Origin of the sequence: Janibacter sp. A1S7 (assembly GCF_037198315.1) — a bacterium.
Classification (GTDB): domain Bacteria; phylum Actinomycetota; class Actinomycetes; order Actinomycetales; family Dermatophilaceae; genus Janibacter; species Janibacter alittae.
On sequence record NZ_CP144913.1, the window covers coordinates 2901222 to 2927155 of the forward strand.

The following is a 25934-nucleotide window of genomic DNA, read 5'->3' on the forward strand; positions in this document are numbered from 1 at the left end:
TGCGGAAGGGGGGTGTCAGGGGACGACGGGCGGTCTGCGACCGCGGCGCCGGACAGACTCTACCGCAACGTTAGGGTGGTCCCGTGTCCATCCCCCACCCCACCACGCGTGACGACGTGAGCAGCGAGGCCGCACGGCGGCGCACCTTCGCAGTCATCTCCCACCCCGATGCCGGCAAGTCCACCCTCACCGAGGCGCTCGCACTGCACGCCCACGCGATCGCCCGCGCCGGGGCGGTCCACGGCAAGGGGTCGCGTCGCGGTGTGATCTCGGACTGGAACGAGATGGAGCAGGCGCGCGGGATCTCGATCACCGCGGCCGCGCTGCAGTTCACCGTCGGCGACGTCGTGCTCAACCTCCTCGACACCCCCGGCCACGCCGACTTCTCCGAGGACACCTACCGGGTCCTGTCGGCCGTCGACTGTGCCGTGATGCTCCTGGACTCGGCCAAGGGGTTGGAGCCGCAGACGCTCAAGCTCTTCGAGGCCTGCCGTGCGCGGGCGACCCCGGTGATCACCGTGATCAACAAGTGGGACCGACCCGGCCGCGAGCCCCTGGAGCTGCTGGACGAGATCAGCGACCGGCTCGGCATCCACCCCACACCGCTGAACTGGCCCGTCGGGATCGCCGGGGACTTCCGCGGGGTGACCGACCCGGACACCGGTGGGATGACCGAGTTCAACCGGACACCCGGAGGGGCCACGATCGCCGTCGGGGAGGCACTGGACGCCGGTGAGGCCGCCCGCCGACACGGGCAGGACTGGCAGCGGGCCGCAGAGGAGTTCGAGCTGCTGACCGCCTCCGGTCACGAGCACGACCAGCAGGGCTTCCTCGCGGCCCGGACCACGCCGGTCCTCTTCGGGGCGGCAGTGCTGAACTTCGGTGTCGCAGAGCTGCTCCGGGCGGTGATCGAGTTGGCGCCGCCACCCAGCGCGTGGGCCGACGTCGAGCAGCAGCCGAGGCCGGTCGACGCTCCCTTCTCCGGGTTCATCTTCAAGGTGCAGACCGGGATGGATCCGGCCCACCGGGACCGGTTGGCGTTCATGCGGGTGTGTTCCGGACGCTTCGAGCGGGGCTCGGTCCTGACGAATGCCCGCACCCGGCGCCCCTTCCAGACCAAGTACGCCCAGTCGGTCTTCGGACGCGAGCGCGAGACCATCGACGAGGCCTACCCGGGCGACGTCGTCGGTCTGGTCAACGCCCATGCCCTCCAGGTGGGCGACACCCTCTACGAGTCCCGCCCGGTCACCTATCCCGGCCTGCCGCGGTTCACCCCGGAGCACTTCGCCGTCTTCCGCCCCCGCGACGCCGGACGCGGCAAGCAGTTCCGTCGCGGGATCGAGCTGCTCGACCAGGAGGGAATCGTCCAGGTCCTCGTCTCCGACCGCCGCGGCGTCCAGGCCCCGGTCCTGGCCGCGGTCGGGCCGATGCAGTTCGAGGTCGCGGCCCACCGCCTCGAGCAGGAGTTCGGCGCTCCCGCCTCCCAGGAGATGCTCCAGTACGGCGTGGCACGACGTGTCGTGCCCGAGGCGGTCGCCGTCGTCAACCGTCAACGGGGCGCGGAGGTGCTCGAGCGCACCGACGGCGTGGCGGTCGCGCTCTTCAACGACAAGTGGCGCATGCGCACCATCGCGAGCGACCTGCCGCAGGGCAGCCTCCCGCCCGTCTTCGGTGACGACGACGGAGTGGGGCCGTGAGCGAACCCCACGTGCACATCGGCGAGGTGGTCTCCCGCACCGGCCTGTCGCACCGCACCATCCGCTATTACGAGGAGATGGGTCTGCTGACCCCGTCGGCACGCACCGAGGGCGGGTTCCGCCTCTACGACGAGGCCGGCATCGAGCGGCTGCTGCTGATCAAGCCGATGAAGCCGCTCGGCTTCTCGCTCGAGCAGATGCGTCAGCTGCTGGACGCCCTCGACACGTTGGCCGACTCGGCGTCCGCTCCGGCCGGCTCAGCGGCAGCCCGGGCCCAGCTCGATGCGATCCACGACGAGGCACTCACCAGGGTGGCCGAGCTGAAGGAGGCCACCGCGCGGGCCGAGGCCTTCACCGAGCAGTTGACGCAGATCTCTCCCCCGGCGTCGTAGGCCATCGACCGGGCCGTGGGCCGATGCCGGCGGCGTGGGACGGCCGTGGGAGCGGCCGAGACGTCCGCCGACGACCGGCGGCCTGCCGGTGCAGCTCGGGGCGAGTCACTCCCGTCGCGCCCGGCTGAGCCGACGGTTGCTGCCCGAGAGGAGCACGCCTCCGACGACGGCCGCGATGAAGGACCCCAGGAGGACGCCGATCTTCACGTGCTCCACGGCGGTGCCGGTGCCGGCGAAGGCGAGCTCACCGACGAGCAGGGAGACGGTGAAGCCGATACCGGCCAGGAAGCCGGCTCCGACCAGGTCGCTCCAGCGCAGCGAGTCATCGAGGTCGAAGGAGGGCAGTCGGCTGAGCGCGACGCTCGTCCCGACGATCCCGATCGGCTTGCCCAGGACGAGGCCCGCCATGATCCCCAGGGTGATCGGGTCCGCGAGTGCGCTGCGCAGTCCGTCGAGGCCACCGACCGTCACGCCGGCGGCGAAGAAGGCGAAGACCGGCACCGCGACCAGCGTCGAGATGATCCCCCACTGGTCGGCCAGATGAGCGGTCAGACCGTCGTAGATCGGCTCGCCCTCCTCGGTGGTGGCAGTACGCACCCGCGCCCGCCGGGTGGCCAGGACGGGCACGGTGAAGCCGAGCAGGACGCCGGCGACGGTGGCGTGGATGCCTGCGGCGTGCACGAGCGCCCAGGTGGTGACGGCCAGGGGCAGGAGCAGGTACCAGGAGTAGATCCCGCGCTGGGCGAGCACGGCGAACAGTGCCAACGGCACCAGGGCCAGCAGGAGCCACTGCAACTGCAGACCCTGGGAGTAGAACACCGCGATGATCGTGATCGCGATCAGGTCGTCCACGATGGCCAGGGTCAGCAGGAAGACCCGCAGCGCCGGCGGCAGGAAGCGCCCGACCACGGCGAGCACGGCGACGGCGAAGGCGATGTCGGTCGCCGTCGGGATCGCCCACCCGCGCAGCGCATCTGCGCCGGCAGACATCGCGATGGCGGCAAAGATCAGCGCGGGGACGACGACGCCACCGATGGCCGCGGCGACGGGCATCGCTGCCTGTCGTGGGTCGCGCAGCTTGCCCGCGACGAACTCCTCCTTCAGCTCCAGACCGACGACGAAGAAGAAGATGGCCAGCAGCCCGTCGGAGGCCCACTGGCCCACGGTCAGGTCGAGGTGCAGTACCGCCGGGCCGACGGAGAAGTCACGCACCGCCTCGTACCCGCCGACGGCCGGGGTGTTGGCCAGCACCAGGGCGAGGACGGTGGCGCCGAGCAGCAGCGCACCGCCGAACGCATCGCTGCGGGCGCTCTCGCGCACACCTCGCCACAGCTGGTGGGGTGCGCGGCGCATGGGTACGGACGATCGGTTTTCGGGCACGGGGGAACTCAGCTCTCACGGGGATACCGGCATGGGCGACCTGTGCGTCGACGGGGACGCGTGGGTCACGCTGGTGGCGGGCAGCCGGCGATCTCGCCATGGGCGTTGGTGCCCCATTCGCTGGTCCACCCGTTCGTGCCCGGGTGGCGCATCGTGCGCATCAGGACCCGCATGCGCGCGGCATTCGCCATCACGCGCTGGGTGGTCACTGGGGCCGGCATGTCGCCGAGTCTACGGAGGCGGCGACCGGACGGACGAACTACAGGGTCAGCGCCAGCACCTCGGCGGAGGGCAGGGCAGCGAGCTCGGCAGCATCGACGAGCAGCTTGGAGTCGCGCACGCCGGAACCGATGACGACCTCACCGGCCGCGACCACGTCCACGTCCACGAGCACCGGCCACCCGTCCGGGAGGCCGACCGGGGTGATCCCGCCGTACTCCATCCCGGTCAGCTCGACGGCCTGGTCCATCGGGGCGAAGGAGATCTTGCGTGCGTCGAGGTGCCGACGCACCACGTTGTTGATGTCCGCCCGGTCCGTCGCCAGGACGAGGACAGCGGCGTGCGTGGTCTGGCCACCCCTTCGTCCGGCCACGACCACGCAGTTGGCCGAGTGCTCCGGCGAGGACTCGTACGCCTCGCAGAAGGCCGCCGTGTCCGCCAGCTCCGGGTCGATCCGGGCCACCCGAGCGGAGGGGACGCGCTCGATGACCCCGGACACGGGAGGCGCCAGCAGGTCGGGCGCCTCGGCGGCTGGGGTCCAGGTGAGGTTTCCGGCAGCGCTCATGGCACGACGGTAGCGCCGGCGGACGAGCCCTGTTCACCCGCCTAACGGTCTGGGAGACTGCGGGCACTGGGTGGTTGGCTCGGGGAGCCTCTCCTCTTTGGGGTGATCGTCGTGGTGTGGCCGGAACGCATCGTTCTCGGGGTCATCGGGCGCGGGGACGAGCTCGCGCTGGCCTGGGCGCTCGGGCTCGCGCGCCGGTGGTCCGCCGACCTGCAGGTGGTCGCGGGGTACCACCCGCCGGTGGGGATGTTCCCGCACATCGTCTCCGCGCGTGAGTGGCGGGAGGCCCGCGACCGGGCCCGGAGTCGGCTGACCGCTTCGGTGCGGGACGCCCTCCTCGGGGTCGAGCGCGATGCACTCGGCGAGGTCGGACTGACGCTCGTCACCGACAACCAGCTCGACCACGCCATCGCGACACGGGCGCAGACGTCCGGACTCACGCTCTTCAGCATTGCCCCCACCGGGCTCCTCGCCCGGCGTCACCGCGCGAGAGCCCGTCGGCTCGCCGCCGAGCTGCCGTGCCCGTCCAGCCTCGGCCCGGGCCAGGCCGTGGAGCCGGCGGGGCTCGACCTCGTCCACTGACCGCAGCCCCGTACACGTGGATGCTGGCTCACCGGGCCACACCTCGTGCGCACCGCTACCGTCGTGGCATGAGCACAGCCGCTGATCGTGCCGGTACGCCCGCCCTGCCCGAGGACCTCATCGACGTCAGCCACGTCGTCACCGCGTACTACGCGGTCCGGCCGGACCCGGAGGACGTCGACCAGCAGGTCGCCTTCGGCACGAGCGGGCACCGCGGGAAGTCGGTGACCGGGTCCTTCAACGAGGCGCACATCCTCGCGACGACCCAGGCGATCGTCGACGTCCGGCGCGCCCAGGGCATCGACGGGCCGCTCTTCCTCGGGCGCGACACCCACGCCCTCTCCGAGCCGGCGTGGGTCTCGGCGCTCGAGGTGCTCGCCGGCAACGACGTCACGGTGCTCGTCGACTCCGCCGACCGCTACACGCCGACCCCGGCCATCTCGCACGCCATCCTCACCGCCAACCGGGGCAAGGACCTCAGCGCGAAGGGGGTGGGCCTGGCCGACGGCATCGTCGTCACCCCCTCACACAACCCGCCGAGCGACGGCGGGTTCAAGTACAACCCCCCGCACGGCGGACCGGCGGACTCCGACGCGACCACCGCGATCGCAGATGCCGCGAACGCCCACCTGAGGGATGGGCTGCGGCAGGTGCGGCGGACCCCCTTCGCCCGGGCCCGGGCCGCGGCCACCGAGCACGACTACCTGACCGCCTACGTCGACGACCTGCCCAATGTCGTTGACCTGCAACGGATCAAGGAGGCGGGGGTGCGCATCGGCGCCGACCCGATGGGCGGCGCCGCGGTCGACTACTGGGGTGCGATCGGCGAGCGCCACGGGCTGGACCTGACCGTCGTCAACCCGCTCGTCGACCCGACGTGGCGCTTCATGACGCTGGACAAGGACGGGCAGATCCGCATGGACTGTTCCTCCCCCTCCGCGATGGCCAGCCTGATCGCCAGCAAGGACCGCTACGACATCGCCACCGGCAACGACGCCGACTCCGACCGGCACGGCATCGTCACCCCCGACGGCGGGCTGATGAACCCCAACCACTACCTCGCCGTCGCGCTGCAGTACCTCTACGGCGGCGCGCGTCCGGGGTGGTCGAGCGAGCGGATCGGCAAGACGCTCGTGTCCAGCTCGATGATCGACCGGGTCGCCGCCGACCTGGGCAAGGAGCTGTGGGAGGTGCCGGTCGGGTTCAAGTGGTTCGTGCCCGGGCTGCTCGACGGGTCGGTCGGCTTCGGTGGCGAGGAGTCCGCGGGGGCGTCGTTCCTGCGGTTCGACGGGTCGGTGTGGACGACCGACAAGGACGGGATCATCCTCGCGCTGCTCGCCTCCGAGATCACCGCGACCACGGGTCGCAGCCCGAGCCAGCACTACGCGGACCTCGTCGCGCGCCACGGCGAGCCCGCCTACGCCCGCGAGGACGCCCCGGCGGACCGCGCGCAGAAGGCCGCGCTGAAGGCCCTCACTCCCGACGCCGTCACCGCCGACTCGATCGCCGGCGAGCCGATCACCGCGAAGCTGACGCAGGCCCCCGGCAACGGAGCCCCGATCGGCGGGCTGAAGGTGGTCACCGAGTCCGCGTGGTTCGCCGCCCGCCCCTCCGGCACCGAGGACAAGTACAAGATCTACGCCGAGTCCTTCCGCGGGCCCGAGCACCTCGCGCAGGTGCAGGCCGACGCGAAGGGGGTCGTCGACGCCGCGCTCGGGGGCTAGGCTGTGCGCACCACATGGAGGTGGACGGATGGCGGAGTCGGGCCGACGCCGCAGTTTGGAGCGGGCCTGGGAGCACTGGCGCGGAGGCAGTACGCCCCCTGACGAGGTGCGACCGGAGATCCTCTCGTCGTGGCAGCGCTCCGCCGAGCACCTGCCCGAGTCCGTCGATGCCGCTCCCCTCGCAGACGAAGGGGAGACCCGCAGCCTCTTCGAGGAGTCACCCTTGTCGGCTGCGGTCAATCGTCTCGAGGGCGCATTGCGTTCCGCCGCCGAGGACGGCGACCTCGTCGTCGCGGTCACCGACCCGCAGACCCGCATCCTGTGGACCTATGGAGGGCGGGTGATGCGCAACGCCGCCGAGGACATCAACTTCGTCGCCGGCGGCCGCTGGGACGAAGGGAGCATCGGCACCAACGCCCTCAACCTCGCCCTCCGCAACAACCGTGTGTCGACGGTCTTCGCCGCTGAGCACTACGCCCCGATCGTCCACGACTGGGTCTGCTGGGCCGCCCCGGTCCACGACCCGGTGACCGGCGTCCAGCTCGGCGTGCTCGACCTGTCGACCACCTGGGATCGCGGCCACCCGATCGGGGCAGCGACCGCCCAAGCCCTGGCCCGGCTCCTCGAGACGGCCGTCCCCGCGACCGGCCACCCCGGCGTGACCCGTCATCTCGACACGGGCCTGCACCTACGACTCCTGGGCGCCGTCGAGGTCCACCTCGATGGAGTACGACTGCTGCTCACTCGCCGGCAGGGCGAGATCCTCGCCATCCTCTCGCTCCATCCCGAGGGTCTTTCCCTCGGTGAGCTGCATGCCCATCTCTACGGCGATGAGCGGGTGTCTACGAGCACGTTGAAGTCCGAGGTGAGTCACCTGCGTTCGGCCCTGGGCGGGCGTCTGGCATCCCGCCCTTACCAGCTCGATCTCCCGGTGACCAGCGATGTCGACTCGGTCCGCTCGGCAGTCCGTCGCGCCGATGCCAGGGCAGCAGTCGACGCCTACGGCGGCGACCTCGTCCCGGGCACGGGCTCACCCCTGCTCGCCGAGACGGCCGAGTACCTGGCCGTCGCAGTGCGCGAGTGCTTGTTGGTCGACCCCGACCCTCTGGCGGTCCTCGCCTACAGCGAGGTCGTACCCGACGCCGAGGTCGTCCAGCGGGCCCTCGACGCGCTCGGGGACGAGCCCCACCCGGCTCGCGCGGAACTGTCCGCGCGGCTGGCCGCCGCGCTGCGCTGACGGGTGTCCTGAGGTTCGACGGGCGGTGGACGACCGACGAGGACTGGTGGCCGACGCCGCACTGGGCCGCTGTGTCCCCTGCGCGCACCGCCTCGGACAGGTCCCGGACTACCCGTTAGGGCAGTTACGCGCGTCCTCTCACGTGACTAACTTGGGCCGGACCAGACAGCGACGTCGGAAGGACGGACACCATGGCAGACGAGCAACACGACGACCACGAGCAGGACCCGCAGATCGACGCAGTCGCCGACGACCTCGTGGAAGAGGTCTCCATCGACGGCATGTGCGGCGTCTACTGACCAGCGTCTCAACCGAGAAGAGAGGATGACGATGATCGCGGAGACACCACGGATGCTGCAGCGACCATGGGAGCTGTCGGCATCCGTGGCGCTTCGTCCCGAACCCTTCGGGGCACTGGCCTACAACTTCGCCAACCGCACGCTGTCCTTCCTCAAACGACCGGCTCTCGTCCGCGTCGTGGAGCACCTCGCCGACCACCCGGACGTACACAGCACCTTGGTCGCCGAGGGCATCCCGGAGGAGCAGCACGACGCGTACCTGCGTGCACTGCGGGGTCTGGCTGCCAAGGACATGATCCGCCCCCGCACCGATGCCTGAGGAGCCCAATGACGCTCACCACCGACCCACCCGCCGCCACGATCGCGGCACCGTCGCGACCCGAAGGGGGCACCCTCGTCGAGCAGTTCGAGTTCGGGTTGAACGCCCCGATCTGCCTGACGTGGGAGCTGACCTACGCCTGCAACCTCGAGTGCGCGCACTGCCTCTCCAGCTCTGGTCGTCGTGATCCGCGCGAGTTGAGCACCCAGGAGTGCAAGGAGGTCATCGACGAGCTGCAACGCATGAAGGTCTTCTACGTCAACGTCGGAGGCGGTGAGCCGACGATCCGCCCCGATTTCTGGGAGCTGCTCGAGTACGCCGTGGCCCACGACGTCGGCGTGAAGTTCTCCACCAACGGCGCCCGGATCACCCCCGAGCGCGCGGCCTTCCTCACCGCGACCGACTACGTCGACGTGCAGATCTCGCTCGACGGCGCGACACCTGAGGTCAACGACTACGTGCGCGGCCCGGGCTCCTACGACATGGCGATCCGCGCCCTCGAGAACCTGCAGGCAGCCGGCTTCTCCGATGCCAAGATCTCGGTGGTGTGCACGCGCCAGAACATCGGACAGCTCGACGACTTCAAGGCCCTCGCCGACCGGTACGGCGCCACCCTTCGCCTGACCCGGCTGCGGCCGTCCGGCCGCGGCGCCGACGTCTGGGACGAGTTGCACCCGCTGCCGGAGCAGCAGCGCGAGCTCTACGACTGGCTCGTCGCCCACGGTGAGGACGTCCTCACCGGCGACTCCTTCTTCCACCTCGCGGCCTTCGGTGAGTCCCTGCCGGGCCTCAACCTCTGTGGGGCGGGGCGCGTCGTCTGCCTCATCGACCCGATCGGCGACGTCTACGCGTGCCCCTTCGCCATCCACGACCAGTTCCACGCCGGCAACCTGCTCACCGGGGGAGGTTTCGGCGAGATCTGGCGCAACTCCGAACTCTTCCGCGAACTGCGCTCCCCCCAGACCGGTGGCGCCTGTTCTTCGTGCAGCCAGTACGACAGCTGCCGCGGTGGGTGCATGGCCGCGAAGTTCTTCACCGGCCTGCCGCTCGACGGCCCCGACCCCGAGTGCGTCAAGGGCTATGGCGAGTCCGCGCTCGCCGGCGAGCGCAGCGTGCCTGCCTCGAGCCAGGACCACTCCAAGGCCAACCCCACCCGCAACGAACCGGTCATGCTCCAGCTCATGCGCCGACGGCCCGACAGGGAGGCCGCTCCCCCTTCGCCTCCGGTGTCGCCGTGCGCCGAGAGCCCCCTGGCCGACTTCACCCCCCGATGACGAGGAACGAGACAATGAAGACGCCCGAGTGGCTCGAGAACCCCTGGCGGCAGAACCCTTGGTTCGAGTCCGTCGCCGTCGCTCAGGAGCGCGCCCGCAAGCGGCTGCCGGCTCCCGTCTACAGCGCCCTGCTCGCCGGCTCCGAGCGCGGCCAGAGCCGCGATGACAACCAGAGCGCCTTCGCCGAGCTCGGTCTGGCACCGCACGTCGTCGGGCAGCAGCCGGAGCGCGACCAGGTGACGACGGTCTTCGGCCAGCAGGTCAGTTCGCCGGTGCTCGTCAGTCCGACCGGAGTGCAGGCCGTCCATCCGGACGGGGAAGTCGCCGTCGCCCGTGCCGCCGCGGCCCGCGGCACGATCATGGGCCTGTCCAACTTCGCCTCGAAGGCCGTCGAAGAGGTCTGCGAGACCGGCGCGACCACCTTCTTCCAGATGTACTGGACCGGCGACCGCGACACGATGATCCAGCGGATGCAACGCGCCCACGACGCCGGTGTCCAGGGACTCATTGCCACCCTCGACTGGTCCTTCTCCATCGGTCGCGACTGGGGCAGCCCCGAGATCCCTGAGAAGGTCGACCTCAAGACCATGATCCGGATGGCCCCGGACGTCGTGACCCGACCACGGTGGCTTGCTGACTTCGCCCGCCAGTACCGGGACACCGGCCGTCTGCCTGACCTCACCGCGCCCAACCTCGCCCCTCCGGGAGGAGAGGCGCCGACCTTCTTCGGTGCCTACTACGAGTGGATGACGACGCCACCTCCGTCTTGGGAGGACGTCTCGTGGATGCGCGAGCAGTGGGCCCAGATCAGTGGCACCCCCTTCGTGCTCAAGGGAGTCTCCCGCGTCGACGACGCCCTGCGCGCGGTCGACGCGGGCGTGGCCGGCATCTCGGTGTCCAACCACGGCGGCAACAACCTCGACGGCACGCCGGCTGCGATCCGCATGGTGCACCCGATCTCCTCGCACGTCGGCCACCAGGTCGACGTCGTGATGGACGGTGGCATCCGCCGAGGGTCCGACGTCATCAAGGCGCTCGCCCTCGGGGCCAAGGCCGTGCTCATCGGCCGCGCCTACCTCTGGGGCCTGGCGGCCAATGGTCAGCAGGGAGTGGAGAACGTGCTCGACCTGCTCACCGGCGGCGTCGACTCCGCGCTGCGAGGACTCGCACTCTCGTCGGTCGCGGAGCTGGGGCCCGAGCACCTGCTCATCCCCGGCGACTTCCACCGGGAGCTCGGCGTGCCGGTGGCATCCACCGCGACGCACTGACGGACATGGACGCACCCGCACGGTCACGCGCACTCGCCAGCGCCGTCCACCAGGAGGTGCACGACACGGACCTGCTGCTCGTGCCGGTCGGGTCGCTGGAGCAGCACGGGCCGCACCTGCCCCTCGACACCGACTCGACCATCGCCCACGCAGTTGCGCGCGAGGTCGCGCAGCGGCTCACCGCCTCCGGGACGACGACGTGGGTGTCGCCCACGATCGCCCTCGGGTCGAGCGGCGAGCACCAGGACTTCGCCGGCACGATCTCCATCGGCACCGAGGTGCTGCGCCAGGTGGTCGTCGAGACAGTGCGCTCGGCCGGCACCTGGGTCCCGCGGGTTGTCCTCGTCAACGGCCACGGCGGCAACCGCGATGCGCTCGACGCGGCCGTCACGCAGCTCGTGCAGGAGGGTCACGACGTCGCCTGGGCACCGTGCGCTCCCCCGGGTGCGGACCCGCACGCCGGTCGCGCTGAGACTTCCCTCATGCTCTGGCTTCGGCCATGGTCCGTGCACACGGAGCGGGCAGAGCCCGGCAGCACCCAGCCCCTGCGGGTGATCCTCCCGGCGATGCGGGTCGGCGGGCTGGCCGCCGTCTCACCCAACGGCGTACTCGGGGACCCCCGTGGCGCGACCGCGGACGAAGGGCGGCGCCTCCTGACCGCAATGGTCACCGCCGTGCGCGCGGTCGCCGATCCGGACGAAAGAGCAGTGGGGTGAGCCAGCGTGTCGCCCTCGTCACCGGGGCCGCCCGGGGCATGGGCGCGGCGACCTCCCTTCGCCTCGCGGGCCAGGGCTACGACGTACTCGCGGTCGACTGGTGCGCGGGAGCCGACGCGCAGCCCTACCCCATGCCCACGACCGACGACCTCGACGCGGTCGCCGCCGACCCCCGAGCCGCGGGGCGGATCGCCACCCGGGTCGCCGACGTGCGCGATCCCGACGCCGTGGCCGAGGCGGTTGCCGATGTCCTCCAGCGGTGGGGACGGCTCGACGTCGCCGTGGCCGCGGCAGGCGTCGTCGCCGGCGGGGCGCCCCTGTGGGAGACGCCTGCCGCTCAGTTCGACCTGCTGTGGCAGGTCGACGCTCTCGGCGTCTGGCACACCGCCGCCGCAGCCGTCCCGGCGATGCTCTCCGGGCCCGACCCGTCGGGCTGCCGATTCGTCGCCATCGCCTCCGCTGCAGGCGGCCGCGGCCTCTTCCACCTCGCGGCCTACAACGCCGCCAAGCACGCCGTCGTGGGCATGGTGCGCGGCCTGGCCGCCGACCTCGTCGGTACCGGCGTCACCGCGGTCGCCGTGAGTCCCGGCGCGACCGGCACCCCGATGCTCGAAGCGACGGCAGCGATCTACGGCACGACGACCACGGATCTGGCGTCGCACCAGCTGATCCGCCGGCCGATCCACCCGGAGGAGATCGCCGCGACAGTGGCGCTGTGCTGCTCCTCCGAGGGCGCAGCGCTCAACGGCGGCGTGGTCGCTGCGGACGGGGGTTTCGCAGGATGACCGGACGTTTCCCGGCGGGCTTCGAGGCGCAGATCAGGCACGACGTGCGCTGCTATGACGATCAGCTCGTCGGTGGATCCCCCTTGCGCATCGTCCGGCTCGGGGCCGTGGCCCGCGCGCGGGTCGTCGACGGACGGCTGCTTGTACGGGACTCCACCGATGAGGCCCTCGTCTCCCGGCTCGTCGACGGCAACCTCGCTGACCCAGTGCTCCTCGGCGCCGGCCCCGATCCGGACGAGCTCTCTGTCATCATCCCGATCCGCGACCGGCCCGAGGAGCTCGGCCGTGCGCTGGAGGCCCTCGACGGGCTGCAGTGCGTCGTCGTCGATGATGACTCCCACGACCCCGACGCGGTCGCCCGCGTGGCGGCCGACCACGGGGCCCGGGTCATCTCCCTTCCGGTCAACCTCGGACCCGCCGGCGCACGCAATGCCGGCCTGCTCGCCGTCGAGACCCCGTTCGTCGCCTTCGTCGACTCCGACGTGCAGGCCGATACAGCCATGCTGCGACGGCTGGCCCGGCACTTCGCCGATGACAAGGTCGCGCTCGTGGGCCCGCTCGTGCGCAGTCGCGCTCGGACCGACGCCCCGCGATGGTTCGAGCGCTACGACGAGCAGATCTCCTCACTCGCCCTTGGCCGACGAGCCTGCTCGGTGCGTCCGGGCGCCGCCGTCGGGTGGCTACCGAGCGCCTGCCTGGTGGCGCGAGTGGACCGGATCAGGGCCGCGGGTGGGTTTGCGCCGGGGATGCGGGTCGGTGAGGACGTCGACCTGGTCTGGCGTCTCGTCGAGGCCGGCGAGGTCGTCCGCTACGACCCCTCGGAGATCGCCTGGCACGACACCCGCGCGACCGTCAGCGGGTGGCTGGGCCGCAAGTTCCTCTACGGCACCGGTGGTGCCGACCTGGCCGCACGCCATGGCCGCAAGGGCGCGCCCGCCGTCATGTCGGCGACGATGGCCGTCACGGCGGCCGCTGTGCTCGTGTTCCGTCCCTGGTCATTGCCCGTGGCCGCAGTCGGGCTCATGCGCGGGGTGCGCTCCCTCGACCGACGACTGCCCGCCGGCCCGCACCGACGCAGCCTCGCGGTCCGCCTCGGCGCGCAGGGACTCGGCTGGGCCGTCCGACAGGAGACCGCCCTGCTCCTGCGTCACTGGTGGCCGCTCGCTGTGGTCGCGGCCACCCGCAGCGGCTCCGTCCGCCGCGCGCTCGTCACCGCCCTGCTCGTCGACGTCGTCGTCGCCCGCATCGACCACCCCGGTGTTCGCTACGACCCGGTCAGCCGACGTCTCGACGACCTCGCCTACGGCGCCGGCCTGTGGGCCGGTGCTCTGCGAGCTCGCTCTGTCTCCGCCCTCCTCCCGCGGCGACCCGGCCGCTGACGGGCGCCCATCGCTCCACGGTCGCGACCGGCTGGGAGCGCCACCGCGCTGACTTGTGCTCGCACGCGGCCCAACCTCCTGCCCGACCGGACGGGGACCCACCTGTCCAGCGGGCGGGTATCTCTGTTCTGGACTGTTCGCCGCACACCCGCCAGCCCTAGCGTCCGAGTGCACCCCGTCCCCGGTCAAAGGAGACCAGCCATGCAGGTTGATGAACTACTCAAGCCATTCCCGATCAAGGAGTTCCACCCCTTCCCGCGCGCCATGATGGGCCCCGGGGCCTGGGAGATGATCGGCCCGGAGGCCCTCAAGCTCGGCTTCCGGAAGACACTCATCATGACGACCGGCCTGCGGGGCACGGACATCGTCAAGAACATCGCCGAGTCACTCAGGCACCACGGTCTCGAGGTCGTCGTCTTCGACCAGGTCGAGTCCAACCCCAAGGACTACAACGTCATGGACGCGGTGGCCATGTACCAGGAGAACGCCTGCGACTCGTTCGTCTCCATCGGTGGCGGCTCCGCGCACGACGCCTGCAAGGGCGCGCGCATCTCTGTCGCACACGACGGGCGCAATGTCAACGAGTTCGAGGGCTTCAACATGTCCGAGAACCCGAAGAACCCGCCGCACATCGCGGTCTCGACCACGGCCGGCACCGGCTCCGAGACCTCGTGGGCCTATGTCGTCACCGACACGACCACCGACCCCGACAACCCGCACAAGTACGTCGCCTTCGACGACGCGTCGGTGGCCAGCCTGGCCGTCGACGACCCGGTGCTCTACTACGACTGCCCGACCGACTTCACCGCCCAGTGCGGCTTCGACGTCCTCGCCCACGCCTCCGAGCCCTACGTGTCCCGGCTGAACTTCGAGCCCTCACTCGGCAACGCCCTGCGGGCCGTCAAGCTCACCTCGGAGAACCTGCGCGAGGCGGTCTGGAACGGCCAGGATCTCAAGGGACGCGAGGGCATGATGTACGCCCAGTACATCGCAGCCCAGGCCTTCAACTCCGGTGGCCTCGGCATCATCCACTCGATGAGCCACGCGGTCAGCGCCTTCTACGACACCCACCACGGGCTGAACAACGCCATCGCCCTGCCGCGCGTATGGGCCTTCAACATGCCCGTCTGCTACGGCCGGTTCGCCGACATCGCCGAGGCGATGGGCATCGACACGCACGGCATGACCAAGGTCCAAGCTGCAGACGCCGCGCTCGAGGCCTCGATCCGCCTCCTGCGGGACGTGGGTATCCCCGAGCGTTTCGTCGATGTCACGGCGGACAGCTACTCGAAGAACCGCCTGGGTCAGGGACCGACCGCCTACTACCAGAACTCGCCGGAGATCAAGGGCGACGCCGCCGACGTCGATCGCATCACCCACCACATCCTCGGCGACGCCTGCACTCCGGGTAACCCCAAGGAGTGCACCTTCGAGACCGTCCGGCCCGTCGTCGAGCACTGCATGACCGGCGACCTCGACGACCTCATCAGCTGACCCAGCCACAACAGACACCACGGCCCCCTTCGACGTCCGCTCCACGGGACGGCGAAGGGGGCCTTCCCCACACGAACCTTCGACAGGAGCAACCATGTCCACCACCACGACGGATGCCGTACCCGTCCTCACGAGCGTCGAGGACACCATCGAGCAGTTCCGCGACCACGGGTACCTCGCCGACCACCGGATGGGCACCACCGTCTTCCTCCAGACCCGCCTCGAGAAGCCGGTGCTCCTCGAGGGACCCGCCGGCGTCGGCAAGACCCAACTCGCCCAGAGCCTGGCTGAGGTGACCGGACGCCGGTTGATCCGTCTGCAGTGCTACGAGGGCCAGGACGAGTCCAAGGCCCTCTACGAGTGGGACTACGGCAAGCAGCTCCTCTACACCCAGATCCTGCGGGAGAAGATCGGCCAGATCGTCTCCGACACCACCGACCTGACCGAGGCCGTCGACCGGATCTCCGCCCACGACAGCGTCTTCTTCTCCGAGCGATTCCTCGCGGCGCGACCGCTCCTCGAGGCCATCACCAGCGAGGACCCTGTCGTCCTGCTCATCGACGAGGTCGATCGCGCAGACGAGGCCCTCGAGGCGGTGCTGCTCGAGCTGCTCTCGGAGTTCCAGATCTCGATTCCCGAGATCGGTACCGTCCGGGCCAAGCACCTCCCGCTCGTCGTACTGACCTCCAACAACACCAGGGACCTGTCGGCCGCGCTCAAACGCCGCTGCCTCCACCTCTTCCTCGACTACCCGGGCCCCGAGCGCGAGCTGGACATCCTGCGCTCCAAGGAGACCGGCCTGCGCGACGCCCTCGCGGCCCGGCTCGTCGAGATCGTGCGCGGCCTGCGCGAGCTCGAGCTGCGCAAGGCACCGAGCATCTCGGAGACCATCGACTGGGCCCGCACCCTCGCCGTCCTCGGGGTGGATGAGCTCGATGCGACCGTCCTGTCGGACACCCTGAGCGTGGTCGTGAAGTACGAACGCGACATGCGTCGGGCCGGTGAGGCCCTGCCCAGGCTCCTCGATCCCAACGCGGTGGTGCCGGAGGGTCACGGTCATGGCCACGACCACCACCACGGTCACGGGCACAGCCACGAGCATCCTCACCCACACTCTGACGACGACCTCGACGGACGTGAGGTGCGGTTGGCCAAGGACTCCCCTGGTCGACACGACACCGACTACTACGGGGCACCGGGCGGGCTCGACCGATCTCGTCAAGTGAACCAAGGTCAGGGAAGTCGCTCCTTCGCCGGTCGTGGCGCCCGCAAGCGTCCCGTCTGAGGCGGGTCGACGATGGAGACCACCCTGCACCGGTTCATCCGGATCCTCCGGCTGCGCGGGGTCCCGGCGTCCGTCGCCGAGGCCATCGACGGACTCAAGGCCGCCGCGCAGCCGGGAGTGCTCGACGATCGCGAAATCCTGCGGGCCGCCCTGGCAGTGAGCCTGATCAAGGACCGGCGGGACCTACCCGTCTTCGACGAGACCTTCGACCGCTTCTTCTCCCTGCGCCCGGTGATCACCGACGACACGGGACACGGGCACAGTCACGACGACCTGTCCGATGGCGGGGAGCTGACGGACTTCTCCCTCTCCGACGAACCGGGCGACAAGCCGCAGGACAGCCACTCCCATGGCAAACCGGTCGACCTGCACCAGTTCTTCCGACCGGAGGACATGGGTCAGCAGTACAACCTCCACCAAGAGGCCAACCGGCTCGACATGGCCAACCTCACCGACGAGATCGTCCTGTCGGACGGTGCGCGGACCGACGCCGAGGACCTCGCCCGGGTGCAGATCACGACGTCCCGGCTGCACAACCCGGGCGCTCCTGGTGACCTCGCCCGCCGACCGGGCATGCAGGTGGACGCCGAGCTGAGCGTCGCCCAGGAGATGGCGCTGCTCGCGTGGCTGGACGAGTCCTCCGACCTTCCCGACGACGGGGATGAGGAGGGCCCGGAGATGGCCGCGCTGCGCGAGGCGCTACAGCCCTTCCTCGATACACTCCCCGAGCGACTCAAAGGCTTCCTCGAGGAACTCATGTCCCGCGAGGCCGAGCTCGAGATGCGCGAGATCGAGGCCGCACAGACGGAGACCGTCGACGAGGCGGACCGGGTCGCGCTCGAGGACTCGATCCGCCGGCTGCTGCGTAGCCTGCACGGTGCGCCGCGCCCCCGACGTCAGGTCGCCGCACGAGGGACGATCGACGGCCGTCTGACGATGCGACGCAACATGCGTTACGACGGTGTGCCCTTCCGGCCGGTCACCGTGAGCAAGGTCGAGGACCGGCCCCGGCTCATCGTGCTCTGCGATGTCTCCTTGTCGGTACGGCAGACCTCTCGCTTCATGCTCCACCTCGTCCATTCCCTGCAGTCCCAGACGGCCAAGGTCCGTTCCTTCGCCTTCGTCAAGGACGCCGTCGAGATCACTGACCTCTTCGCCGACCACCCGGTCGAGGAGGCACTGTCGCTCGTCATGTCGGGCCTGCCGGAAGGTGGGGTGCTCGACGTCGATGCCGACTCCGACTTCGGCTCGGCCTTCGAGGTCTTCCTCGAGCAGTACGGCGGTGCGCTCAACCGCCGTACGACCGTCATCGTGCTGGGCGACGGACGCAACAACGGCAACGATCCACGGATCGAGGTCTTCGAGGAGATCGCCCGGCGGGTGAGGTCCGTCATCTGGCTGACACCGGAACCGCGGTACTCGTGGGGCCTGGGCAGCTGTGACCTCCCGCTCTACGCCGAATCCTGCGACCGGGTGCAGGTGGTGCGCAGCCTGGGCGGGCTCGAACGCGCCTCAACCGTCGTCGCCGGGACCTCGGCATGAGCACCGGCGTCGAGGCCACCGCACCACGTCCCATCGACCCGCTCGCGCCGGCCCGCCCCACCTACGTCGATGACCTCGTCGAGGTCATGAGCACCGTCGGAACGTTGCCGCGCCGAACCCTGCGGACCGTGCGTACGGAGCACTTCGACATCAGCCACCAGGGGCACGTGGTACGCGTGGCGCACCGGGTACCGCTGGGCCAGGTCCACACCGGCCTGTCCGAGCTCCTCTCCCGCGAGGTCTTCGGCCCCGGATGGCTGCGCGGCGCGGACGTGTTCGAGCGGATCGTGACCGGCATCGTCCTCACCTCGGCCGAGGACCCGTTGGACGCGTGGGAGCACTACTACCGCACGAGCCTGCGCGAGATCGAGGCTGCTGTGAGCCTGGGTGATTCGCCGGCTGCGGGGCTGCACGGGGCGATCGCGGGGTACGCCCCCGTGTACGCACACGCTGAGGGGCAGCTCGTGGGCGAATCCCTCCTCGAACTCGGCTCCAGCTTCGGCTTCTTCTCCCTGCGGCAGGCGAGCACCCGGACGGTGACCGCGATCGATGTCTCCCCCGGCTCCGTCCGGCTGCTCGAGCGTGTGTCCGCGCGCCTGGGCACACCCGTGGAGACCCACGTCGCGGACGCCGCGCACGTACCGCTACCCGACGGATGTGCCGACAGCGTTGTCGCCCTGCACCTGCTTGAGCACGTGGAGCCCGGGCACGGGTGGCGGATCATCGACGAGGCCATCCGCCTGGCCCGCAAGCGGGTCATCATCGCCGTTCCCTACGAGGACGTGCCCGAGGAGCTCTGGGGACATGTGCGCACCCTCGACAGCGAGGACCTGCGCGCCTACGGCCAGCGCACGGCCCTGCCCTTCAGCGTGCAGGAGCAGCACGGTGGGTGGCTCGTCATCGATGTCGACTGACCGCTCTCAGATGAGGCCCGTCTTGGAGGCCTCGTAGACGGCCTCGGCCCGCCGGGAGACGTTCAGCTTGCGCAGGATGTTCCCCACGTGGAACTTCGCCGTCGTCTCGGAGATGAACAGCTCCTTCCCGATCCTGCTGTTGGACATCCCCGACGCGAGCAGGCGCAGGACCTCGAGCTCTCGGCTCGTCAGCGCCTTCGGCTCTTCCTCCTCCGACCCGTGCAGACCCCGGACGACGGCGGCGGCCGAACGGGCGTCGAAGGCGCTGCCCCCGCGGCTCACGTCGTGGATGGCCCGCACGAGCCCCGTGGTGTCGACGTCCTTGACGACGTAACCCCGCGCACCGGCACGGATCGCGCGGAGGACCAGGCGCTCATCGAGGAAGGTCGTGAGCACGAGCACTGCGATGTCCGGATGCAAAGTGGTCAGCTCCTCGCACAGCGCGATGCCCTCGCTGTCGGAGGTCGTCGACAGCTTCAGGTCGAGGCAGACCATGTGCGGCGCCAACTCCGCCACGAGCGTCTTGGCCTGCTCCGCGTCCTCCGCCTCGCCGACGATCTGGATGCCGTCCTCGCGCTGCAGCACCGACCGCAGACCCTGGCGAACGATCGCGTGGTCATCGACGAGCAGCAGCCTGATCCCGTCGTGGTCGCCAGCCACCCCTGCGTGTTCGGTCATCGTCATTCCCTCTCCTGGGTCCCGTCACCACGGGCCAGCTCCTCGATGAGGCCCGGCTGTCGGGCCTCCCCCGGCACCGGGACCCGGATCTCGACCCGGACGCCTCCGATGCGGGCCCGACGGAAGCGCACCCGTCCGCCGAGATCGGCCACCCGGGCCTCGATGTTGGCCAGCCCCCGGTGGCTGCCGTCGGAGCTGCGTCGCTCCACCCTGATCAGCCGTCCGAGCACCACGGGATCACCGCACCCGTCGTCGGCGACGGTCACGAGCACCTCATCGGGTCGGTACCGCAGCCGAACCACCGCCCGGGTCGCGTGGGCGTGCAGGGCCACGTTGAACATCGCCTCACCGACGGCACGAGCGATGTCGTGCTCGGCATCGACCCCCAACGACAGTGCCTCTCCCTCGACCCTGACCTGGACCTGCAGATGGCTTCGGTGGTGCTCGGCGACCTCACGCACGAGGTCGGGCAGCGACGCCAACGTCTCCCCCTGGCGGCGGCTCAGCGCGTAGATCGCCCGCCGCAGCTGCCCCACGGCCTGCTGGGTCAGGTCCTTGGCGGTGACGAGCTGCTCGTGGATCGGGTCGTCGCCACCGGCCCGCGCCTCGGCCTCCCCCCGCGCCATCTCGACCGCCATCCCCGCCGAGAGCACGTACTGGGTCACTGAGTCGTGCAGCTCCCGGGCGATGCGGCCGCGCTCGGTGTCGATGAGCTCGCGCTGCCGGGCCAGCTCGAGCCGCTTCTCGAGGCGGTGCAGCTCGTGCGTCCGGAGCGCCAGGTCCCGCGCTTGGGCCTGCACCTCGTCGTAGAGCTGCTGCGCGCGACGGTGCAGGCCCTGTCCCTCGAGGTACTGCTCCGAGGTGTGCAGCGAGACGGCGGCCTGGTTCGCAAGGATCCGCAGCACCGCGAGGTCGCCCGGCTCCGGGTCGGCGACGAGTCCGTGCAGGCCGACGAGCGCCCCCACATTCGTGCCCGCGAGGATGACCGGCACCCGCACCCAGGGGTTGTCGTCCGCGGTGCGCACGGCCAACCCGGCCCGGATCGCCCCGAGCTCCCGCCGCACGGCGCCCGGAAGTGCCTCCGCCTCGTCGACCGGAGCCGTCTCCCCCTTCGCCAGGGCGAGGAAGCGGGGGCGGGCACCGATGAGGTGACCGTCCGTGAGGGCCAGGATGGTCCAGTCGGCCTCGAGATGCGCCGCGGCCGCTCGCACGACCTCCTCCAGCAGTCCGCGCGGACCCTCGTGGGTGCGGACCAGAGCCCGGGAGATCGTGTCCATCGCGCGCACGGCCCGCTGGGTCCGCTCGTCGGAGCGGACGTAGGCGCGGTAGTACGAGCGCTTGCCCGACCGGACCCCCGTCAGGGCCCCGAGGTCGGGTCCCGGGCACGCGGAGGTCACAACGCTTCCAGGAAGAGGGTTCTGATGTCGTTCTGATCGGCCGCCCGAGGATTGGTCGCCAGGCACGCGTCCTGCAGGGTCGTCGCCGACAGCGACTCGATGTTGTCCTCGCACACCCCGAGCTCGCGCAGCCCCCGAGGCACGCCCACGTCGTCGGCGAGCCGCCGCACGTGGTCGGCCAGCAGCTCGGCGGCCTCCTCGCCGGGCATCGTGCCCACGGCCAGGCCCGCGGAGAGAGCCAGCCCCACAAAGCGATCGGGCGCAACGCGCGCGTTGTACCGGATGACGTGCGGCAGGAGCACCCCGTTGATCACCCCGTGCGGTGCGTCCAGGAGGCCCCCGACCTGGTGGCTCATCGCATGGGTCGCGCCGAGGATGGCGTTGGAGAAGGCCATCCCCGCCTGCAGGCTCGCCTGGGCCATCTTGCCGCGGTGCTCGAGCTGGAACGGGTCGCTCATCGTCAAGCGAAGGTGGCGGCAGACGAGGCCGACCGCGCTCAGCGCCTGACCGTCGGCGAGCGGGTTGTGCGCCAGTGACACATAGGACTCGACGGCGTGCGTCAGCGCGTCCAGCCCGGTCGCCGCATTGAGGTCGTCCGGCATCGTCGTGAGCAGACGCGGGTCCGTGATCGAGATGTCCGGCACGAGAGCGCGACCCATGATCGTCAGCTTCACGCGGCGATCGGTGTCGGTGACGATGCAGAACTGCGACACGTCGGCCCCGGTCCCCGAGGTGCTCGGGATCATGAGCAGCGGTGGGATCGGGGACTCCATCTGGTCGATCCCCGCGTAGTCCCGGATGTCGCCGCCGTTGCCGGCGAGGACCGCGACTCCCTTCGCCGCATCCGCGCAGGATCCCCCTCCGATGGCGACGATGACGTCGCCACCCACCTCGAGATACCGCTCGTACGCGGCCGAGACCTCGTGGTCCTTGGGGTTGGGCGTCACCGACGTCCACACGGTGGGGTGCAGGCCCTCGGCACGCAGCAACGGCAGCAGCTCATCGACCCAACCCGCCTCGACGACGCCCGGATCAGTCACGACGAAGGGGCGACGGGCACCCAATCGCGCTGCGGCATAACCCGATTCACCCATCGAACCGGGGCCGAAGAGGATCTCCGGCGCGTGGAACTTCAGAAGGAACGCGCCATCGTCCGGGGCCGCCCCGGGGACGGCGGATGTGCGGGAGCTGCCGTCGCCCTCCGTCGCCATCGACGTGATCCCTGCCGGTCTCATCTCGCCACCGTAACCGGCTGCGTACGCCGCCGGAAGGCGAACGGGAGAGACCTACCCGATCGGGTAGGTAGGTCGTCAGGCGACCAACCTTCGGCCAACCCCCTTCGTCCTAACGTCACCCCAGGACGACGGCGCGACGGAGCGTCGTCGGTTGACTCTCAGGAGGCAGACAGACATGGCCGTCTACAGCCAGCCCGGTAGCTCCGACTCGACCATCGAGGTCAAGGAACGGTACGAGAACTTCATCGGGGGGGAGTGGGTCCCGCCGGTCAAGGGTGAGTACTTCGACAACATCACCCCGGTGACCGGTCAGGCCTTCACCCGGATCGCCCGCGGCACCGCCGAGGACATCGACAAGGCCCTCGACGCGGCCCACGCCGCCAAGGACGCGTGGGGACGCACCTCGATCACCGAGCGGTCCAATATCCTGCTCAAGATCGCCGACGCCATCGAGGCCAACCTCGAGGACATCGCGGTCATCGAGACCTGGGAGAACGGCAAGGCGGTCCGTGAGTGCCTCGCCGCCGACATCCCGCTCGCGGTCGATCACTTCCGCTACTTCGCCGGCGCGATCCGCGCGCAGGAGAGCGGCAACACCGAGATCGACAACGACACGATCGCCTACCACTTCCACGAGCCGCTCGGCGTCGTCGGCCAGATCATCCCGTGGAACTTCCCCATCCTCATGGCCGTGTGGAAGCTGGCTCCGGCGCTCGCCGCGGGCAACTGCATCGTCCTCAAGCCGGCCGAGCAGACCCCTTGGTCGATCCTCAAGGTCGCCGAGCTCATCGGTGACCTGCTGCCGGCGGGTGTGCTCAACATCGTCAACGGCTTCGGCGTGGAGGCCGGCAAGCCATTGGCCTCGAGCCCGCGCATCGCCAAGATCGCCTTCACGGGCGAGACGACCACCGGCCGGCTGATCATGCAGTACGCCAGCCAGAACATCATCCCCGTGACCCTCGAGCTCGGCGGCAAGTCGCCCAATGTCTTCTTCGACGACGTGGCCGCGGAGAACGACGCCTTCTACGACAAGGCGCTCGAGGGCTTCACCATGTTCGCCCTCAACCAGGGCGAGATCTGCACGTGCCCGTCGCGGGCGCTGGTGCAGAAGGGCATGTACGACCAATTCGTCCCCGATGCCATCAAGCGGGTCGAGGCGATCGTGCAGGGCAACCCCCTCGACACCGACACGACCATGGGCGCCCAGGCGAGCAACGACCAGTTCGAGAAGATCAAGAGCTACCTCGACATCGGCCGCGAGGAGGGCGCCAAGGTGCTCACCGGCGGCGAGGTCATCGACCTCGGGGGCGACCTCTCGGGCGGGTACTACATCGCCCCGACGGTCTTCGAGGGCACCAACTCGATGCGCATCTTCCAGGAAGAGATCTTCGGCCCGGTCGTCTCGCTGACCTCCTTCACCGACGAGGACGAGGCCCTCTCGACCGCCAACGACACCCTCTACGGCCTCGGCGCCGGCGTCTGGTCGCGCAGCGCCCACACCACCTACCGGATGGGTCGTGGCATCCAGGCCGGTCGCGTGTGGACCAACTGCTACCACCAGTACCCGGCAGGCGCCGCCTTCGGCGGTTACAAGCAGTCCGGCATCGGCCGGGAGAACCACAAGATGATGCTCGAGCACTACCAGCAGACGAAGAACCTGCTGGTCAGCTACGACCAGAACAAGCTCGGCTTCTTCTGATCAACCCGGGCACCTGACCACCACCACGAAGGGAGTCCCCGCCATGGGTACACGCGTCGACCTCACCGACGAAGCCGCCACGCTGCTCGCCACGCTGGAGCGGCGGCACGGACCGCTGATGTTCCATCAGAGCGGCGGCTGCTGCGACGGGTCGTCCCCGATGTGCTACCCGGCGGGGGACTTCATCACCAGCGAGGCCGACATCCACCTCGGCACACTCACCGGTGAAGGGTTCACGCCCGTCGACTTCTGGATGAGCGTCGCGCAGTACGAGTACTGGAAGCACACCCACCTGACCGTCGACGTGGTTCCCGGCCGTGGCTCGGGATTCTCCGTCGAGGCTCCCGAAGGGGTGCGCTTCCTCATCCGTTCCCGCCTGATGACCGAGGACGAGCTGGCCGAGTTCGACCTCCTGTGACCCGGCCCCCTTCGCAGCGACGGCTGACCTGCGAAGGGGGCCGACCAGGCTGCGCCGATCAGCTGCGCTCCCGCTCTGCCGCGCGCGGTTGTGTGACGACCCGGAGGCGAGCCTCTCCGCCGGCCACGGTGCCCGAGGACTACCGTGGCCCCCGTGACGTCTGCATCCCCACTGACCGCCGCCGCCGTCGACGAGGCGGCGGCGCTCTTGGCCGAGTTCCTCCCGCCGACGCCGCTGCAGCGCAGCGAGCGACTCTCCGCCGTCACGGGCGCCGAGGTCTGGCTCAAGCGCGAGGACCTGCAGCCGGTGCGGTCGTACAAGGTGCGCGGGGCCTTCACGCTCATCGCCTCCCTGCCCGAGGAGCAGCGGGCGAAGGGGGTCGTCGCCGCGAGCGCCGGGAACCACGCCCAGGGCGTGGCCTTCGCCGGGCAGCGGCTCGGGGTTCGCTCGCGGATCTACCTGCCGCGCAACACTCCTCGCCAGAAACGTGATCGCGTCGCCGCCCTCGGTGGGGACATGGTCGAGGTCATCGTCACCGGGGAGGTCTACGACGACGCAGCGGCCGCGGCTGCCGCCGACGCGGAGCGCACCGGCGCCGTCGTCGTCCCCGCCTTCAACGCGGTGGAGACCATGGCCGGGCAGGGTGCCGTCGCCGTGGAGATCCTCGAGCAGCTCGGCCGCGCACCCGACGTCGTCACCGTGCCCGTCGGCGGTGGGGGCCTCCTCGGCGGCATGTCGACGTGGTTGGCCGCCCACGCCTCCGACACCCGGCTCGTCGGCGTGGAGCCGGAGGGCGCGGCCTCGATGGCGGCGGCCCTGGCCGCGGGGGCGCCGGTGACGCTCGAGGAGGTCTCCCCCTTCGTCGACGGGGCCGCGGTCCGCCGGGTCGGGGACCTCACCCATGCGGCCGTCGACGCGACCGGCGCCGAGCTGACGACGGTCTCCGAGGGGGCGATCTGCGTCGAGATGCTGGAGATGTACCAGACCGACGGGATCATCGCCGAGCCCGCGGGAGCGATGGCCACGACCATCCTGGGCGACCTCGACATCGTCCCGGGGTCGACCGTCGTCGCCGTCGTCTCCGGGGGCAACAACGACGTCTCCCGCTACGCCGAGATCGTCGAGCGGGCCCTGGTCCACGAGGGGCGCAAGCACTACTTCCTCGTCGACTTCCCCCAGGAGCCGGGGGCGCTGCGCCGCTTCCTCGACGAGGTCCTCGGGCCGGAGGACGACATCACCTTCTTCGACTACATCAAGCGCAACAACCGCGACACCGGCACGGCGGTCGTCGGCCTCGAGCTCGGCGACCCCGACGACCTGCTGCCGCTGCTCGCGCGGATGGACACCTCCCCGCTGAGCATCGAGACGATCGCGCCGGACAGCCCGCTCTTCCGCATCATCGGCTGACCCGGGGTCTGTCCTCCCGGCCGCAACAG

General features: G+C 70.3%; 25 protein-coding genes. 19 read left to right on the forward strand and 6 right to left on the reverse strand.

What is annotated here, in order from left to right; translation table 11 throughout:
• The first annotated feature begins 83 nt into the window (after nucleotides 1–83).
• Both V1351_RS14035 and V1351_RS14040 read left to right on the forward strand, forming a co-directional pair.
• On the forward strand, nucleotides 84–1697 hold the full coding sequence (locus V1351_RS14035; protein WP_338748811.1) for a peptide chain release factor 3: 1614 nt from the start codon (nucleotides 84–86) through the stop codon (nucleotides 1695–1697).
• Nucleotides 1694–2089 carry a MerR family transcriptional regulator gene (locus V1351_RS14040; RefSeq protein ID WP_338748812.1) on the forward strand — a complete coding sequence of 132 codons (396 nt, stop codon included), beginning with the start codon at nucleotides 1694–1696 and terminating at the stop codon, nucleotides 2087–2089. Before V1351_RS14035 ends, V1351_RS14040 begins: the two co-directional genes overlap by 4 nt.
• Before the next feature lie 105 nt (nucleotides 2090–2194).
• Here the strand turns inward: V1351_RS14040 and nhaA are convergent, their stop codons facing one another.
• The 3 genes from nhaA to V1351_RS14055 all read right to left on the reverse strand — a co-directional run bounded on the left by nhaA (nucleotide 2195) and on the right by V1351_RS14055 (nucleotide 4253).
• Complete coding sequence (gene nhaA, locus V1351_RS14045) at nucleotides 2195–3442, reverse strand: Na+/H+ antiporter NhaA (RefSeq protein WP_338748813.1); 1248 nt, start codon at nucleotides 3440–3442, stop codon at nucleotides 2195–2197.
• 92 nt (nucleotides 3443–3534) lie between these two features.
• Entirely contained in the window at nucleotides 3535–3690 is a 156-nt protein-coding gene (locus V1351_RS14050; RefSeq protein WP_185992662.1) for a hypothetical protein, read from the reverse strand.
• A gap of 38 nt (nucleotides 3691–3728) precedes the next feature.
• Nucleotides 3729–4253, reverse strand: coding sequence for a YbaK/EbsC family protein (locus tag V1351_RS14055; protein ID WP_338748814.1), 525 nt, complete (start codon nucleotides 4251–4253; stop codon nucleotides 3729–3731).
• A 102-nt stretch (nucleotides 4254–4355) separates the two neighbouring features.
• Here V1351_RS14055 and V1351_RS14060 point away from each other — a divergent pair, with 102 nt between their 5' ends.
• From V1351_RS14060 to mftM, 14 genes are all read left to right on the forward strand, one after another.
• Nucleotides 4356–4835 (forward strand): hypothetical protein, encoded by a 480-nt coding sequence (locus tag V1351_RS14060; RefSeq protein ID WP_338748815.1) that lies wholly within the window; start codon nucleotides 4356–4358, stop codon nucleotides 4833–4835.
• Nucleotides 4836–4903: 68 nt separating this feature from the next.
• A complete protein-coding gene (gene pgm / locus V1351_RS14065; protein ID WP_338748816.1) occupies nucleotides 4904–6559 on the forward strand; it encodes a phosphoglucomutase (alpha-D-glucose-1,6-bisphosphate-dependent) in 1656 nt (551 codons plus the stop codon).
• A gap of 28 nt (nucleotides 6560–6587) precedes the next feature.
• The gene (locus V1351_RS14070; RefSeq protein ID WP_338748817.1) at nucleotides 6588–7796 is read left to right on the forward strand and encodes a transcriptional regulator; all 1209 of its coding nucleotides are present in this window, start codon (nucleotides 6588–6590) and stop codon (nucleotides 7794–7796) included.
• Between the two features lie 191 nt (nucleotides 7797–7987).
• Nucleotides 7988–8095, forward strand: coding sequence for a mycofactocin precursor MftA (gene mftA / locus V1351_RS14075; protein ID WP_338748818.1), 108 nt, complete (start codon nucleotides 7988–7990; stop codon nucleotides 8093–8095).
• A 25-nt stretch (nucleotides 8096–8120) separates the two neighbouring features.
• Nucleotides 8121–8414 (forward strand): mycofactocin biosynthesis chaperone MftB, encoded by a 294-nt coding sequence (gene mftB / locus V1351_RS14080; RefSeq protein ID WP_338748819.1) that lies wholly within the window; start codon nucleotides 8121–8123, stop codon nucleotides 8412–8414.
• A gap of 8 nt (nucleotides 8415–8422) precedes the next feature.
• Nucleotides 8423–9688: a mycofactocin radical SAM maturase gene (mftC, locus tag V1351_RS14085; protein WP_338748820.1), complete on the forward strand. Its 1266-nt coding sequence runs from the start codon at nucleotides 8423–8425 to the stop codon at nucleotides 9686–9688.
• A gap of 14 nt (nucleotides 9689–9702) precedes the next feature.
• On the forward strand, nucleotides 9703–10956 hold the full coding sequence (gene mftD / locus V1351_RS14090) for a pre-mycofactocin synthase MftD (RefSeq protein ID WP_338748821.1): 1254 nt from the start codon (nucleotides 9703–9705) through the stop codon (nucleotides 10954–10956).
• A gap of 5 nt (nucleotides 10957–10961) precedes the next feature.
• Nucleotides 10962–11672 (forward strand): mycofactocin biosynthesis peptidyl-dipeptidase MftE, encoded by a 711-nt coding sequence (mftE, locus tag V1351_RS14095; protein WP_338748822.1) that lies wholly within the window; start codon nucleotides 10962–10964, stop codon nucleotides 11670–11672.
• Nucleotides 11669–12457 (forward strand): mycofactocin-coupled SDR family oxidoreductase, encoded by a 789-nt coding sequence (locus tag V1351_RS14100; protein WP_338748823.1) that lies wholly within the window; start codon nucleotides 11669–11671, stop codon nucleotides 12455–12457. The genes mftE and V1351_RS14100 overlap by 4 nt, the downstream gene beginning before the upstream one ends.
• Complete coding sequence (gene mftF / locus V1351_RS14105) at nucleotides 12454–13836, forward strand: mycofactocin biosynthesis glycosyltransferase MftF (RefSeq protein WP_338748824.1); 1383 nt, start codon at nucleotides 12454–12456, stop codon at nucleotides 13834–13836. The genes V1351_RS14100 and mftF overlap by 4 nt, the downstream gene beginning before the upstream one ends.
• A 201-nt stretch (nucleotides 13837–14037) precedes the next feature.
• On the forward strand, nucleotides 14038–15330 hold the full coding sequence (gene mdo / locus V1351_RS14110) for an NDMA-dependent methanol dehydrogenase (RefSeq protein ID WP_338748825.1): 1293 nt from the start codon (nucleotides 14038–14040) through the stop codon (nucleotides 15328–15330).
• A gap of 94 nt (nucleotides 15331–15424) precedes the next feature.
• Complete coding sequence (locus tag V1351_RS14115; RefSeq protein WP_338748826.1) at nucleotides 15425–16615, forward strand: AAA family ATPase; 1191 nt, start codon at nucleotides 15425–15427, stop codon at nucleotides 16613–16615.
• 12 nt (nucleotides 16616–16627) lie between these two features.
• Nucleotides 16628–18157 (forward strand): VWA domain-containing protein, encoded by a 1530-nt coding sequence (locus tag V1351_RS14120; RefSeq protein ID WP_338748827.1) that lies wholly within the window; start codon nucleotides 16628–16630, stop codon nucleotides 18155–18157.
• Nucleotides 18154–19071, forward strand: coding sequence for a mycofactocin oligosaccharide methyltransferase MftM (gene mftM, locus V1351_RS14125; RefSeq protein WP_338748828.1), 918 nt, complete (start codon nucleotides 18154–18156; stop codon nucleotides 19069–19071). The genes V1351_RS14120 and mftM overlap by 4 nt, the downstream gene beginning before the upstream one ends.
• 6 nt (nucleotides 19072–19077) lie before the next feature.
• Here mftM and V1351_RS14130 read toward each other — a convergent pair whose 3' ends face one another.
• Genes V1351_RS14130 through V1351_RS14140 form a run of 3 tightly spaced genes read right to left on the reverse strand, consistent with a single transcriptional unit; the run spans nucleotide 19078 to nucleotide 22381 of the window.
• Nucleotides 19078–19749 (reverse strand): MadR family response regulator transcription factor, encoded by a 672-nt coding sequence (locus V1351_RS14130; RefSeq protein ID WP_338748829.1) that lies wholly within the window; start codon nucleotides 19747–19749, stop codon nucleotides 19078–19080.
• Nucleotides 19750–19751: 2 nt separating this feature from the next.
• Nucleotides 19752–21146, reverse strand: coding sequence for a MadS family sensor histidine kinase (locus tag V1351_RS14135; protein ID WP_338748830.1), 1395 nt, complete (start codon nucleotides 21144–21146; stop codon nucleotides 19752–19754).
• Entirely contained in the window at nucleotides 21143–22381 is a 1239-nt protein-coding gene (locus tag V1351_RS14140) for an iron-containing alcohol dehydrogenase (protein WP_338748831.1), read from the reverse strand. The genes V1351_RS14135 and V1351_RS14140 overlap by 4 nt, the downstream gene beginning before the upstream one ends.
• Nucleotides 22382–22556: 175 nt before the next feature.
• Here V1351_RS14140 and V1351_RS14145 point away from each other — a divergent pair, with 175 nt between their 5' ends.
• From V1351_RS14145 to ilvA, 3 genes are all read left to right on the forward strand, one after another.
• Entirely contained in the window at nucleotides 22557–24080 is a 1524-nt protein-coding gene (locus V1351_RS14145; protein ID WP_338748832.1) for an aldehyde dehydrogenase family protein, read from the forward strand.
• Between the two features lie 43 nt (nucleotides 24081–24123).
• Nucleotides 24124–24498, forward strand: a complete 375-nt coding sequence (locus tag V1351_RS14150; protein WP_338748833.1) for a DUF779 domain-containing protein — start codon at nucleotides 24124–24126, stop codon at nucleotides 24496–24498.
• 153 nt (nucleotides 24499–24651) lie between these two features.
• A complete protein-coding gene (ilvA, locus tag V1351_RS14155) occupies nucleotides 24652–25905 on the forward strand; it encodes a threonine ammonia-lyase IlvA (protein WP_338748834.1) in 1254 nt (417 codons plus the stop codon).
• Nucleotides 25906–25934: the final 29 nt, after the last annotated feature.